The sequence below is a fragment of the Isoptericola halotolerans genome, assembly GCF_045689585.1.
In the GTDB taxonomy this organism is placed as follows: Bacteria; Actinomycetota; Actinomycetes; order Actinomycetales; family Cellulomonadaceae; genus Isoptericola; species Isoptericola halotolerans_B.
Window position 1 is genome coordinate 847,918 of record NZ_CP140108.1, and the last position, 13,883, is coordinate 861,800.

14 protein-coding genes are annotated in these 13,883 nt (G+C 71.0%); 4 read left to right on the forward strand and 10 right to left on the reverse strand.

The features are described 5' to 3' along the window. Positions 1-398 precede the first annotated feature (398 nt). Positions 399-1,733 (forward strand): enolase C-terminal domain-like protein, encoded by a 1,335-nt coding sequence (locus tag UQW22_RS03945; RefSeq protein ID WP_407319580.1) that lies wholly within the window; start codon positions 399-401, stop codon positions 1,731-1,733. A 14-nt stretch (positions 1,734-1,747) separates the two neighbouring features. Then, positions 1,748-2,446: a FadR/GntR family transcriptional regulator gene (locus UQW22_RS03950; RefSeq protein ID WP_407319581.1), complete on the forward strand. Its 699-nt coding sequence runs from the start codon at positions 1,748-1,750 to the stop codon at positions 2,444-2,446. 57 nt (positions 2,447-2,503) lie between these two features. Here UQW22_RS03950 and UQW22_RS03955 read toward each other — a convergent pair whose 3' ends face one another. Genes UQW22_RS03955 through UQW22_RS03970 form a run of 4 tightly spaced genes read right to left on the reverse strand, consistent with a single transcriptional unit; the run spans position 2,504 to position 6,072 of the window. Beyond that, positions 2,504-3,352 (reverse strand): fumarylacetoacetate hydrolase family protein, encoded by an 849-nt coding sequence (locus UQW22_RS03955; RefSeq protein ID WP_407319582.1) that lies wholly within the window; start codon positions 3,350-3,352, stop codon positions 2,504-2,506. 37 nt (positions 3,353-3,389) lie between these two features. Further along, complete coding sequence (locus UQW22_RS03960; protein WP_407319583.1) at positions 3,390-4,400, reverse strand: aldo/keto reductase; 1,011 nt, start codon at positions 4,398-4,400, stop codon at positions 3,390-3,392. Then, the gene (locus tag UQW22_RS03965) at positions 4,397-5,173 is read right to left on the reverse strand and encodes an SDR family NAD(P)-dependent oxidoreductase (RefSeq protein WP_407319584.1); all 777 of its coding nucleotides are present in this window, start codon (positions 5,171-5,173) and stop codon (positions 4,397-4,399) included. Before UQW22_RS03965 ends, UQW22_RS03960 begins: the two co-directional genes overlap by 4 nt. Continuing rightward, positions 5,170-6,072, reverse strand: a complete 903-nt coding sequence (locus UQW22_RS03970; RefSeq protein WP_407319585.1) for an amidohydrolase family protein — start codon at positions 6,070-6,072, stop codon at positions 5,170-5,172. Before UQW22_RS03970 ends, UQW22_RS03965 begins: the two co-directional genes overlap by 4 nt. 155 nt (positions 6,073-6,227) lie before the next feature. Between UQW22_RS03970 and UQW22_RS03975 the strand changes: the two genes are divergently transcribed. After that, entirely contained in the window at positions 6,228-6,572 is a 345-nt protein-coding gene (locus tag UQW22_RS03975; RefSeq protein WP_407319586.1) for an ArsR/SmtB family transcription factor, read from the forward strand. A 34-nt stretch (positions 6,573-6,606) separates the two neighbouring features. Then, the gene (locus UQW22_RS03980) at positions 6,607-7,548 is read left to right on the forward strand and encodes a three-helix bundle dimerization domain-containing protein (RefSeq protein WP_407319587.1); all 942 of its coding nucleotides are present in this window, start codon (positions 6,607-6,609) and stop codon (positions 7,546-7,548) included. Between the two features lie 27 nt (positions 7,549-7,575). On the opposite strand, the gene UQW22_RS03985 is transcribed toward UQW22_RS03980, so the two are convergent. The 6 genes from UQW22_RS03985 to UQW22_RS04010 all read right to left on the reverse strand — a co-directional run bounded on the left by UQW22_RS03985 (position 7,576) and on the right by UQW22_RS04010 (position 13,840). Continuing rightward, positions 7,576-8,292 (reverse strand): winged-helix domain-containing protein, encoded by a 717-nt coding sequence (locus UQW22_RS03985; protein ID WP_407319588.1) that lies wholly within the window; start codon positions 8,290-8,292, stop codon positions 7,576-7,578. A gap of 5 nt (positions 8,293-8,297) precedes the next feature. After that, a complete protein-coding gene (gene pstB / locus UQW22_RS03990; protein ID WP_407319589.1) occupies positions 8,298-9,143 on the reverse strand; it encodes a phosphate ABC transporter ATP-binding protein PstB in 846 nt (281 codons plus the stop codon). A 32-nt stretch (positions 9,144-9,175) separates the two neighbouring features. Beyond that, positions 9,176-10,096 carry a phosphate ABC transporter permease PstA gene (gene pstA, locus UQW22_RS03995; RefSeq protein WP_407319590.1) on the reverse strand — a complete coding sequence of 307 codons (921 nt, stop codon included), beginning with the start codon at positions 10,094-10,096 and terminating at the stop codon, positions 9,176-9,178. Continuing rightward, positions 10,093-11,064 (reverse strand): phosphate ABC transporter permease subunit PstC, encoded by a 972-nt coding sequence (gene pstC, locus UQW22_RS04000; protein WP_407319591.1) that lies wholly within the window; start codon positions 11,062-11,064, stop codon positions 10,093-10,095. Before pstC ends, pstA begins: the two co-directional genes overlap by 4 nt. An 82-nt stretch (positions 11,065-11,146) precedes the next feature. Continuing rightward, positions 11,147-12,133 carry a PstS family phosphate ABC transporter substrate-binding protein gene (locus UQW22_RS04005; protein WP_407319592.1) on the reverse strand — a complete coding sequence of 329 codons (987 nt, stop codon included), beginning with the start codon at positions 12,131-12,133 and terminating at the stop codon, positions 11,147-11,149. 288 nt (positions 12,134-12,421) lie between these two features. Further along, positions 12,422-13,840 carry an FAD-dependent oxidoreductase gene (locus tag UQW22_RS04010; RefSeq protein WP_407319593.1) on the reverse strand — a complete coding sequence of 473 codons (1,419 nt, stop codon included), beginning with the start codon at positions 13,838-13,840 and terminating at the stop codon, positions 12,422-12,424. Positions 13,841-13,883: the final 43 nt, after the last annotated feature.

Sequence of the window (13,883 nt, forward strand, 5' to 3'; positions counted from 1 at the left end):
CAAGAACGTGCGACCGTCCCGTCCCGAACCATCGATCCCCGCCGTCGAGCGCCTCGAAGGAGATGGCGGCGCGCACCGCCGTCCCCGGGCGCTCTGCCGAGCGGCGGGATCACGCTTGCCGCAGCGATCTCTGTGTTCGCGGTTCTGGCGACTCGCGGGGCCCTGAGCGACCGTCGGCCGGCTCCGCCGTCCACGCGCACGCGCAGCCCGACTCGTGCGGCAATGATCCAATCATTCATGAGCGTCATCGAGTGGGTCTCGCCGCCCTGTCGAGCATCAGGCGACGTGCAACGGGAGCTCTGGGTCGGATGCAGGCTTGACCGCGCGACCGTCACTCTTCTACGGTGATCAAGTCATCTGATGTATTCTGCGGGCAAGCGGGGACGAGCGAGGAAACCATGGCGAAGATCACCAGCGTCGAGATCGAGGACGTCCGTTTCCCGACGTCGCTCGACAAGGACGGCTCGGACGCGATGAACAAGGACGCGGACTACTCCGCGGCCTACGTCGTCCTCCGCACCGACAGCATCGACGCCCACGGCGAACCGCTGGCCGGCTACGGCCTGACGTTCACCATCGGCCGCGGCAACGACATCGTGGCCGAGGCCGCCCGGCAGCAGGCCGCGGAGCTCGTGGGCCGCGACGTCGACGAGGTCGCCGCCGACATGGGTGGCGTCTACCGGTCCCTGACGTCGGACTCCCAGATGCGCTGGCTGGGCCCCGAGAAGGGTGTCGTCCACCTCTCGCTCGCGGCCGTCCTCAACGCCGCCTGGGACCTGGTTGCCCGCCGGGCGGACAAGCCCCTCTGGCGCCTGCTCGCGGACATGGAACCCGCCGAGCTCGTCGCCGTCGCCGATCTGCGCTACCTCTCCGACGCCCTCACCGCAGACGAGGCCATCGCCCTCCTGGAGGCCAAGGCGGCCACCAAGGCCGAGCGCATCGCCCACCTGGAACGCACCGGGTACCCGGTGTACACGACGTCGGCCGGCTGGCTGGGCTACGGCGACGACAAGCTGGAGCGTCTGTGCCAGGAGGCCGTCGACGAGGGCTACGGACACATCAAGCTCAAGGTCGGCGCCGATCTCGACGACGACATCCGTCGACTGTCGATCGCCCGCCGTGTCATCGGCCCCGACCGCAAGCTCATGATCGACGCCAACCAGGTGTGGGACGTCCCTCAGGCCATCGAGTGGATGGACGCCCTCAAGCCGTTCGACCCGCTGTGGATCGAGGAGCCGACCTCCCCCGACGACGTGCTCGGGCACGCCGAGATCCGCCGCGCCGTCGCCCCCACCGGTGTCGCCACCGGCGAGCACTGCCACAACCGGGTCATGTTCAAGCAGTTCATGCAGGCCGGGGCCATCGACTTCTGCCAGCTCGACACCGGCCGCCTCGCCAGCATCAACGAGATCGTCGCCGTGCTGCTCCTCGCGGCCAAGTTCGGCGTGCCGGTGTGCCCCCACGCCGGAGGCGTCGGGCTCTGCGAGATGGTCCAGCACATCTCCGTGCTCGACTACGTCGCGATCGCCGGCGATCTGGAGGGCCGCGTGACGGAGTTCGTGGACCACCTGCACGAGCACTTCACCGACCCCTGCGTCGTCACGGACACCGGTGCCGGCAGCGGCTACGTGCTGCCGTCGCGTCCGGGCTACTCCACGCAGATGTACGAGGCCTCGGTGGCGCGGTTCCGGTTCCCCGACGGGGAGTACTGGGCATCCGCCGCACCCCGGTGAGGAATACTGCAGGCATGTCTCGCACGGACCAGGTCGTCGACGGCATCAAACGCATGATCCTCGACGGGGAGCTGGGCCCCGGCGACCGTCTCCCCGTGGAGAAGGAGCTCGCCGAGACCCTCGACGTCTCGCGCGGGTCCCTGCGCGAGGGGGTCCGGGCGCTGTCGATCCTGGGCATCGTCGACACCCGCCAGGGTGACGGCACCTATGTCACGAGCCTGGACCCGGCCCGCCTGCTCTCCCCCATGGGGTTCGTCGTCGACCTTCAGGGCGACGGCAGCGCCCGGCCGTTCCACGGCGTGCGCCGCGTGCTCGAGACGGAGGCCGCGGCCCTGGCCGCCACCCGCATCACCCCCGAAGCGCTCGCCGAGGCGCGCGACGTCCTGGATCAGGTGGAGCACATCCTGTGCCAGCCGGACGTCGACCACGAGGGATTCATCGAGGCCGACATCGCGTTCCACCGGATCATCGCCGCGCACACGGGCAACCCGGTCATGGCGGCGCTGATCGAGTCGCTGGCGACCCGCACCGTGCGCGAACGCCTGTGGCGCGGCCTGCACGAGGAGGGTGCCGAAGAACGCACCCACGGCGAGCACCGCGCCGTCTGGCGCGCCCTGGCCGCGGGCGACCCGGAGGCCGCCCGGATCCGGATGGCCAACCACCTGCTCGGCGTGGAGGAGTCCCTGCCCGAGCTCCCCGTCGACGGCGCCTGACCCCGGCCGAGCACGACGCCGTCCGCATGCAGGACTCCGGCGCCGCGCCCGCGGGCCTCAGGCGTCCCCGACCGCGTGCCGCTGCCGACCGATGCCCTCGATCTCGACCTCCACGACGTCGCCGTCACGCAGGTAGTCGAACCGGCCCGAGAAGGCGACGCCCTCCGGCGTGCCGGTGCAGATCAGGTCGCCCGGCTCCAGGTCCATGTACTGCGAGAGGTCGTGGACGATGGCGGCCACGCCGAAGATCATGTCGGCCGTCGTCGAGTCCTGGCGGGGTTCGCCGTTGACCCAGGACCTCAGCTGCAGACCGTCGGCGTCCAGCTCGTCGGCCGGTACGAGCGCCGGACCGGTCGGGGCGAACGCCGGCCCGCACTTGCCCTTGGACCACTGGCCCAACGACTCGTCGATCTGCCACGAGCGCTCGCTGACGTCGTCGACCACGGTGTATCCGGCGACGTGCTCCATGGCCTCCTGCGGTGACGCGACACGGCTGGCACGCCGTCCGATCACGACGCCGAGCTCGACCTCGTAGTCCAGCTTCTCGGATCCCGGCGGGACAGGGACGGTGTCGTCGGGGCCGACCACGGTGTTCGGGTGCTTGAAGAACACGATCGGGGCGGTCGGCGGCTGCGCCCCCGACTCCGCGGCGTGCGCGGCGTAGTTCTGCCCGATGCAGATCACGGCGGTCGGGCGGGCCACCGGGGCGCCGCGGCGCAGGTCGTCGGCGCCGGTCAGCTCGGGCAGGGACCCGTCGGCGAGTGCGGCACGCACGGCGGCCACACCGTCCGCGGCGAGGAAGTCGCCGTCGATCTCCGCGGTGATCGGACGCAGGTCGTAGGTGGTGCCGTTCTCGACGACGGCGGGGGTCTCCTGGCCGGCAGGGCCCAGGCGGAGCAGGTGCATCAGTGTCCTCGTGGTCGATCGGTGGTGGGTTCGGAAGTCAGCGCAGGGCGGCCGGGGCGGCGGCCTCGGCGAGGAGGCCCTGCTCGACGAGCGCCGTCCAGAGCTCGTCGGGGACGACGGCGGAGTGCCGTTCTTCAGCCTGACGCACCTGGTCGGGGTTGCGCACGCCGATGACGGTGCTGGCGACCGCGGGGTGCGCCCGCACGTAGGCCAGCGCGGCGGCGGGCAGCGTGGTGCCGTGCTCGGTGCACTCGGCGGCGATGCGCCGGGTGCGGTCGATCAGATCGGCGGGCGCCTGCGTGTAGTCGTAGGTGGCGTCGTCGGGCGGGACCTCGCGGGCGAGCAGCCCGGAGTTGTAGACGCCGGCGACGACGACGGCGACGTCACGCTCGGTGGCGGCCGGCAACAGGTCGTCGAGCGCGGGCTGTTCCAGGAGGGTGAACCGTCCGGCGCACATCACGACGTCGACGTCAGCCTCCCGGACGAACCGGGCCAGCATCGCGGACTGGTTCATCCCCGCGCCGATGGCCCCGACGACGCCCTGCTCGCGCAGCTCGACGAGTGCGGGCACGGCCTCGCGGGACGCGGACTCCCAGTGCTCGTCGGGGTCGTGCAGGTAGACGACGTCGATGCGGTCCAGTCCGGTGCGCTGCAGGCTGGCCTCGAGCGAGCGCAGCACGCCGTCGCGGGAGAAGTCCCACACCCGCCGGGTCTCGGCGGGCACGTCGAAACCCTCGGTGTCCTTCAGGTGCGCCGTGCCGGGCGACGGCGCCAGGATCCTGCCCACCTTGGTGGACACGACGAACTCGTCGCGGGGCCGGTGCCGCAGGGCGGTGCCGAGGCGGCGCTCGGAGAGACCGAGTCCGTAGTGCGGGGCGGTGTCGAAGTAGCGGATCCCGAGGTCCCACGCGGTCTCGAAGGCGTCGGCCGTCTCGGCGTCGGTGCTGGGGCGATAGAGGTTGCCGGCCTGCGCGGCGCCGTAGCCGAGGGAGGTCAGCCGGACCGAGGTGTCGCGCACCTGGCGCGTGGGCAGGACGGGCGCCGTCATGAGTCGCTCCGCGGGCGCACCCGCAGGCCGTGCATCCCGCCGTCGACGGCCAGCGCCTCACCCGTGGTGGCCGCGGCGAGCGGGCTGGCGAGGTAGCACACGGCGTGCGCCACGGCCTCGGGACTGACCAGCCGGCCGGTGGGCTGTCGCGCCTCGAGCGCGGCGCGTTCGGCGGCAGGGTCGTCGGCCTGGTCGAGCAGCCGACCGACCCACGGCGTATCGACGGTCCCGGGGTTGACGCAGTTGACGCGGATCCCCTCGCGGACGTGGTCGGCCGCCATGGCGAGCGTGAGCGACTGCACCGCGCCCTTGGACGCGGAGTACAGCGCGCGTGCCGGCAGCCCCGTCCACGCCGCGATCGAGCAGGTGTTGACGACGGCGGCACGCTCGGAGGTCTGCAGGTACGGCAGCGCGGCGCGAGTGACGCGGACGATTCCCAGCACGTTGACGTCGAGGACCCGCAGCCACTCGGCGTCGTCGTTGTCGGCGACGGTGCCCTGCGCCCCGATCCCCGCGTTGTTGACCACCACGTCGATACCGTCCATGGCGGCCGCGGCGCCGTCGATCGCGCGGCGGACCGCCGCGTCGTCGGTGACGTCGGCGACCTCGGCGTGCGCACCCTCGGGGACGCCGTCCGTGGACCGGTCGATCGAGGTCACGCGCGCGCCACGGGCGAGCATGGCGGTCGCGATCGCGGCACCGATGCCGGACGCGCCGCCCGTGACGACGGCACGGACGCCGTCGAGCTCGAGGGCTGGGGTGCTGGTGGTCACGACGGGTTCTCCTTCGGGTGCGGGGGCAGGGAGTAGACGCGGCGGGCCGTCCCGGCCCAGATCGCGTCCTGCTCGGCGTCGCCCAGCGGCGCGAGCAGCTCCCGAGCGGCGCCGAGCCAGCGGCCGTAGCCGCTGGCCAGCAGGCAGACGGGCCAGTCCGAGCCGAACATCAGCCGGTCCGGCCCGAAGGTGGACAACGCGTGGTCGACGGCCGGTCGCAGGTCGTCGGTGGTCCAGGACTCCCAGTGCGCCTCGGTGACGAGGCCGGACAGCTTCGCGACGACGTTCGGGCGCGCGGCCAGGGCGGCAAGGTCGCTGCGCCAGGCGTCCAGAGCATCTCCGGTGCCGTCGGCGTACCGGTCGAGACGGGGTTTACCGAGGTGGTCGAGCACGAACATCACCTCCGGCAGCGCGGCGGCCAGTCGTGCCGCGGCCGGGATCTGCCCATCGTGCAGCACCAGGTCGAACGGCAGCCCGGCGGCCCCGACGGCGGCGACGCCCCGTCGCACGTCCTCGCGATCGAGGTAGGCGGGGTCGGGTTCGGCCTGGACCATGGTCCGCACGCCGACGAGGTGCGTCCCTCCGCGGCCGGCACGCAGTGCGTCCAGCCGCGCCGTCAGGTCGTCGGCGTGCAGGTCGGCCCAGACCACCGCGCCGGCCAGACCGGCCGCACGTCCCGCGGCCGAACCACATTGCGCGAGCAGCTCCTCGGACTCCGCCCAACGGCTGGCGGTCTGCACCACGACGGTCGTCGAGACGCCGTGGTCGACGGCGGGCAGGTCCGCCGGTGCGAAGTCGGCGTCGATCGCCGCCATCGTCTCGGGGTCGATCCAGTCCTGGGGCGTGCGCGCCCGCGCCCACAGGTGGTGGTGGGCGTCCACGACGTCGTGTCCGGGCACGGGTGACCTCCTCCTCGACGAGTCTGTGCGATACATCCTACCTATGGTCCCTTACGGGTCTACTCGCCGTCCACTTCCTGAGAGAAAGCCCGGGATCAGCGCCCGATCATGGGATCACGCGGCTGAACACATCGAAGGCGGGCTATGCTTCCGTCATGAGTCCGGTGCCCGCAGAGCCAGCCCACGGCTCCGCCTCGGCACCCACCCCCGGGCTCCGGCTCACTCTCAGCCGAGAGCTGGCCGAATCCACGGCTGCTGTGCTGCGCGTCGTCTCGGATCCCACCCGGCTGCAGATCCTCGGCATCCTGCGGGCGTCACCCGATGGCGCGGCACGGGTCTCCGACCTGACGCGAGCACTGGGGCTACGACAACCGACCGTCTCGCACCATGTGAAAGTGATGAGAGAGGCGGGAATCCTCAACCGACGACCAGAAGGGCGCGAGGTCTGGTACGCGATCGACCCCGCGCGCCTCGACGCCGTCGGCGACCTGCTCCGGTGAAGTCTCGTCCGTCACCAGCCCGACGAGGCGCTCGATGAACCCTCACGACGAGCACGAAAAGCTGCGCCTCCGTCAGGTCGTGGCGATGTCGGATCCAGATCGCCTGCGCATCCTCTCGCTGGTGATCACCGACCCGTCGGGACAGCCGACAGCTCGGCTCCTCGCCGGGCCGGACGGGGACACAGAGGTTCTTCGCGCTCATCTGGAGGCCATGGCTGAGGTCGGACTGGTCGCTCCGCTGGAAGGTCAAGGTGGCGAGACCGCGTTCCGGCCGACGCCCGACGCGCTGGTGCGGTTCGGCGGGGCGACCCTTGCCGTACCCACGGCGAAGCACCCGGGCCCGGTCGACCCGACAGACCACGCTCGGCTGCTGGCACGTATCACGAGCGACCTCTCGGAGGACTACGCGCACGTCCTGGCGCCCGAGACCGTCGCCCGATTCGTGGCCGACAGCTACGACCTCCTCGCGTCGCGCGCTCGGGTGCGCCAACACCTGCCGGCGCTGACGGCGCGCTTCGCCTCCGAGCGGCTCGCAGCCCTCGTCGCACCTGTCGGAAGCGGGGCGCTCGGCCCGGACCGCGCCGTGCTCTTCGTCTGCGTCCACAACTCCGGCCGTTCCCAGATCGCTGCCGCGGTGCTCCGCGCCGCGGCAGGAGACCGCGTCCGGGTTCGGACCGCCGGGACGAGACCCTGGTCACAGATCGACCCGGCGGTCCGGTACGAGCTGGCACGACGCGGGATCGATCAGCTCACCGAGCTGCCTCGACCTCTCACCGACGAGGTGGTCAGGGCTTCCGGAGTGGTCGTGACGCTCGGCTGCGGAGATGCATGCCCGGTGGTGCCCGGTCGGCAGTACCGCGACTGGCCGATCGTCGACCCGGTCGGCCGGTCCGCCGCAGAGATCCGCCGGATCGTCGACGACATCACGGCCCGGGTGCAGGACCTGCTCAACGAGCTGGTACGTCCCGCAGGCTGAGGCGTAGAGCGACGGCCGAACGGTCGCTCACGGTCGCGCAGGACGGAACACCCAGGACTCCAACCGGTAGCCGACGCCACGAACTGTGTGGATGGCACCGGCACGATCCAGCGCCTCGAGCTTGCGTCGCAAGCGGGCGACGATGCCGATGAGCTTCTCGTCCGGGTCCGACGACTCCGGCCACCGTGCGACCAGGTCGGCCCGAGAGACGACGTGGTCCTGCCGTGAGGCCAGGTCGAAGAGCACCTCGAACTCGAGCATCGTCAGGTCGATGCCGCGCCCCGCGAGCTGTGCGTCATAGCTTGCCGGGTCGAGGAGGAGCTCTCCGGCACGCACCACGGCAGGTGCCGGGCGCACCGGCCGGACCTGGCGGACAGCGGCAGCCAGCTCGGCCGGGTCGTACGGCAGATGGACGAGCGGTTGCGCACCGGCCAGGATAGCGGGCCCGATGAGGTCGACGTCAGCACCGTCGTAGGCCAGCAGGACCGGCAGCGAGAACTCGTCGCGGACGATCCCCGCCACCTGGGCGGAGATCCGTGTGCCGAGCCGGGCAGCGACGACGACCGCCTGGGCGGGCTCCCTCCCGAGCCGCGCGATCGCCAGCAGCGGGTCCGTGAACGTCTGCAAGGCGACGCCCCGTTCACGCATCCCCGCACCGAGCTGGTCTCCGTCCTCGACAGCAGGGTCGACGAGCACGACGGTGTCCATGGTGCCGTGGACGATCGACGGTTCAGCGATCGCCATGGTGGTCACCCGAACCGCCCGGAGATGTAGCCCTCGGTCCGCTGGTCGGACGGGTTCTCGAAGATCGTCGCGGTCGAGTCGAACTCGACGAGCCCGCCCGTCCGGTCACCGGTGGTCTCGTTGACCGTCACGGTGAAGAAGGCGGTGCGGTCCGAGACCCTGGCGGCCTGCTGCATGTTGTGCGTCACGATGATGATCGTGTAGCGCTCCCGCAGCTCCGCCATCAGTTCCTCGATCCGCAGGGTGGCGATCGGGTCCAGGGCCGAGCAGGGCTCGTCCATGAGGACGACGTCCGGGTTGGTCGCGATCGCCCGTGCGATGCACAGCCGCTGCTGCTGGCCGCCCGAGAGGCCGTAGGCGTTCTGCTTCAGCTTGTCCTTGACCTCGTCCCACAGCGCCGCGCGCCGGAGCGTCTCCTCGACGAGGTCGTCCATGCTCTCGACCTTCATCCCGGTCACCCGTGGCCCGTAGGCGATGTTGTCGTAGATCGACTTGGGGAACGGGTTCGCCTTCTGGAAGACCATGCCGATCCGACGCCGCACCTCGATCGGATCGATCTTCGGCCCGTAGAGCTCGATGCCGTGGTAGCGCACCTCACCCGACACCCGCGCCACCGGGACAAGGTCGTTCATCCGGTTCAAGCAGCGCAGCACGGTCGACTTGCCGCACCCGGAGGGGCCGATGAGCGCAGTGATCTCGTTCCTCTGAAAGTCCATCGTCACGTCGGTCACGGCGTGGAAGTCGCCGTAGTGCACGTTGAGGTCCTGCGTCGCGAACACCGGTGCGACGGCGGACGCGCCCTGCGCACTGCCGCTCGTGGTCGCGACGGCGTGTGTTGCCTGGTCAGTCATCTCGGGATCCTTCTTCCGGACGGTCATCGGGGTCAGTACGCTCGGCTGTACTTGTTGCGCAGCCAGATCGCGACGGAGTTCATCAGCAGGAGCAGGACCACCAGCACGATGGATCCGGCCGCGGCCAGGGTCCGGAACTCGTCCTGCGGGCGCATGGCCCACTGGAAGATCTGGACGGTGATCACCGAGTAGGCGCCCTCGAAGAAGCCCTCGGGAAGGAACCGCACGAACGTCGTCGCCCCGACGAGGAGCAGCGGTGCCGTCTCACCGATGGCGCGAGACATCGCAAGGATCGTCCCGGTGAGGATGCCGGGCAACGACACGGGCAGGATCTGGCGGGAAACGGTCTGCCACCGTGTCGCGCCGAGTCCCAACGACGCCTGTCGCAGCGTGCTGGGGACCCCGCGGATCGCCTCCCGCGAGGCGATGATCACCGTGGGCAGCACCATCATCATCAGGGTCAGCGAACCGGCGAAGGCCACGAATCCGAGCCCCCACGGTCCGCGGACGATGAACGCCAGCCCGAGGATGCCGAACACGATGGAGGGGACCGCAGCGAGATTCTGGATGTTGATCTCGATCAGACGGTTGTACCACTTGTCCGGGTCGGCGTACTCCTCGAGATAGACCGCCGCGCTCACGCCGATGGGCACGGTGGTGACCAGCACCCCGACCATGACGTAGATCGTGCCGACGATGGCCGGCAGAAACCCTGACGTCTCGGGGTCGCGGGTCGAGGGCATCTGGGTGAAGAGATTCGAGTCGAGGCGCGGCCACCCGGCGATCGTCACGTAGACCAGGAGCGTGGCCAGCATGACGACGGCGACGACGATGCACAGGAGGAGGACCGCTCGGAACAGCTCTCCCTTGACGTCGATGCCCCGCCGCTGCAGCGACGTCGTGTCGACGCGAGCAGCGTCGACCGCGATCCGGGTACGGCCGGACTGTCTCATTCGTAGACCTCTCGAAACTTACGGACCAGGGCGATGCTGATCATGTTGACGAGCAGCGTGATGACGAACAGCAGTGCGGCGACGGCGAACACGGTGTAATAGGTGATCGTCCCGGTGGAGACGTCGCCGGTCGCCGTGCGCCCGATGAAGGCCGTCATGGTGAGCACCGGGTCGTTGGGCCAGAGCGTCAGGTTGGCGATCGCACCGGCCGCCATGAGGACGACCATGGTCTCGCCGACAGCTCGGGAGAGCCCCAGCACGAAGGAGGCGACGATCCCGGAGAACGAGGACGGTACGACGACCTTCGTCGCCACCTGCATCCTGGTGCTGCCGAGGCCGTAGGCAGCTTCGCGCAGCCCGCTCGGGATGGCGCTCATCGAGTCCTGGGAGACGGATGCCACCGTCGGGATGATCATGATCCCGAGGACGACCCCCGCACTGAGCACGAACTGGAAGCCAGGAGGTTCCCCCAGCTTTCCCGGCAGGAACTCGGGCCAGACCGACTGCAGGACCGGTGCGACGAAGGCCAGGGCGAAGAGACCGTAGACGACCGTCGGGATGCCTTCGAGAACCTCGAGGACCGGCTTGAGGACCTGCCTCGCCCGGTGGCTCGCGTACTCGTTGAGGTAGATCGCGGCGCCCAGGCCTGCCGGCAGCGCGATGACGCAGGAGTACAGCACGATCGCGGCGGTACCAGCGAGGATGTTGTAGACGCCGAACCCGTCGGGCACGAAGTTAGGTGCCCAGGGCTCCGCGGAGAAGAACCGCGAGAACGGCACCTCGCGGAAGAACTCGATCGCCGGGCCGATGATCGCCAGGACGATCCCCACGGTGATGAGCACGGCGAGCCCGGCCGCGCAGAAGAGCCAGACGGCGATCAGCTTCTCCCCGATGCGGCGGCTCGAGGACTCCAGCGAGAGGGGCGGTTCGACCGAGGGCGGCTCGGTCAGACCCGAGACGGTTGTCATGCGACCTGCTCTTTCGTGGACGGGCGAGGACGGACGTGACCGCCGGCCCGGCACCCGACGGGTCCCGGGCCGGCGGGACGCATCAGCCGACCAGCTCGGCGAGCGCGTCGCCCGCGACCTGCTCCTGGTCCTCGTTCAGCGGGATGAAGCCGGCCTCCTCGGCGATCTGCGCCTGGTTGAGGATGTAGAACTCGAGGAACGCCTGGACCTCGGGCTTCTCGAGCCCGGTGTCGCTCGGGTAGACGTAGAGCTGCCGACCCAGCGGGTTGTACGTCCCGTCCATGACGGTGTCGAGCGACGGCGCGATGCACTCGCCGTCCTCGTTCTCGATCTCGACGGCACGCACGGCGTCCCCGGCCTCCTCGACGAAGGACAGCGGGATGAAGGCCGTCGCACCGGTCGCACCCTCGACCCCCTGCACAGCGCCGAAGTCGTCCTCACCGATGTCGTTGTAGTCGGCGCGGATCGCGCCGCTCTCACCGTTGACCTCCTCGGTGAAGAAGTCGAAGGTGCCGGAGTCGGAGCCCGGGCCGTAGAGGGTGATCGGCTCGTCGGGGAAACCGTCGCGGACGTCCGCCCAGGAGTCGACCGGGCCGTCGGGCCGCCACATCGAGCTGACCTCTTCGATGGTCAGGCACTGCGCCCAGTCGTTCGCGGGGTTCACCGCGACGGCCAGACCGTCGTTGGCGATCCCGAGCTCGGCGTAGGAGATGCCGTTCTCCTCGCAGCGCTGCGCCTCGTCCTCCTTGATCGGCCGGGAGGCCTCGGAGATGTCGGTCTCACCGTTGCAGAACTTCTCGAAGCCGCCACCGGTGCCGGAGACGCCGACCGACACGCGGACGTCCGGCTGCTCCTCGCCGAAGAGCTCGGCGGCCACCTCGGTGTTGGGGGCGACCGTCGACGACCCGTCGATGACGACCGATCCGGCCATCGCCTCGCCGTTCTCGCCGCCCCCGGCGCCGTTCGCGGCCTCGTCGCCGGGTGTGTCGGAGCCGCCGCAGGCGGCGAGAGACAGCGCCAGGCCGGTTGCGCCGATCAATGCTGCTGCACGCTTGTGGTTCTTGAGCACGTCTGTGATCCCGTCTGCTGGGGCGGGACTCGACCCGCCCGGTTTCCTGTCGGACGAGATAGATAGAACGCGGTCTATGTGAACAGTCGGTGAACGCCGCCCCGCGACAGCGTGACCAATCGATCACCATCTATCGTTGCGGGATCGGGCGCCCACCCGTCAACCCACGGCGGCGCCGATGTCGAGGGCCGGGTACGGCCCGGCGGCGCACGCGGCGAGCGCCAGGACGACGACGGCGACAGCGGCGAGCGCCGCCGCCGTCCACCGCCGCGTCCTGCGCGCTGGCCGTCAGTCGTCGCCCGAGCGGCCGTGCAGGACCCCGGTGGCGAACCCGACCGCCGGGGCGCCTGCGGGCGCGCCGACTCCCAGGCTGACGAGCTGCGGTTCGGCCGACCCGCCGCAGCACGCCCCGGCAGTCTCGCCGTCGTCGGCCACGTCGGTGGAGCAGACGCCGGTCTCGGGCAGCTCGAGCTCGACGGCGTCGGCCGCGGCGCGGTCGCCGGCCAGCGCGGCGGCCACCGAGCGGACCTGCTCGTAGCCCGTGGCGAGCAGGAAGGTCGGCGCCCGCCCGTAGGACTTCATCCCCACGAGGTAGAAGCCCTCGTCGGGGTGCGAGAGGACGCTCTCGCCGTGCGGCGAGACGGTGCCGCACGAGTGCAGGTTCGGGTCGATGAGGGGCGCCAGCCGTGCCGGCGCCTCCACGACGTCGTCCAGGTCGAGCCGGACCTCGCGCAGCATGTCGAGGTCGGGACGGAAGCCGGTCGCGGCCGAGACCACGTCGACGACGGCGTCGAACGGCCCCTCGGCACGCTCGCCCGGTGCGCGCCCGGTCCCGGAGACCCGGAGACGGCCGTCGGTCGCCTCCAGATGCTCGATCCCCACCCGCGTCCACAGCTCGAGGCGGCCCGCGTCGACCGCCTCGCGCAGCCGCGTACCCAGCAGGCCGCGGGCCGGGAGCTCGTCGTCGGTGCCCCCGCCGAACAGGCGGCGCGGCGACCCGCCGCGGATCGCCCACACGACCTCCGTGCCCGGCTCCTCGTCCGCCAGGTGCGTCAGGGCGAGCAGCGTGTTCGCCGCGGAGTGCCCCATGCCCACCACCAGCACCCGGCGACCGGCGAACCGGTCGCGGTCGCGGCCGAGCACGTCGGGGAGCGGCCCGGCGAGGAAGGCCGCCGCCTCGGGCTCGCCGATCGCCGGGAGCCCGCTGGCGCCGAGGGGGTTCGGCCGGCCGTAGGTACCCGATGCGTCGAGGACGGCAGCGGCCCGCAGGTCGCGCGTGCCGCCGTCGGACTCCGTCCGCACGAGCCAGGGGCGGCGCTCGCGGCCGAGGGAACGGGTGCGGTCCGCCCCGTCGCGCGCGACGGCCGTGACGCGGGTGCCGTAGCGGATCCGGTCACGCAGCGCGGGCGTCGCGGCGAGCGGGGTCAGGTAGTCACGGACGAGTTCCGCACCCGTGGGGAGCGTGTCGAGGTCGGGCTCGCGCCAGGTGCTGTCCGCCTCGAGCAGCCGACGGGCGGCCGCGTCCACGCAGTAACGCCACGGGGAGAAGAGCCGCACGTGACCCCAGTCGGCGACGGCGGCGCCCGGGCCGTCACCCGCCTCGAGCACGAGCGGTTCCAGTCCGCGCTCCAGCAGGTGCGCCGCGGCGGCGAGCCCCACGGGGCCCGCGCCGATCACCACGACCGGGTGCTGCGTCTTCGTCTCCATGCCTACTCCCTCATCGAAGAACGTCAATGTGTCGGGATCAACG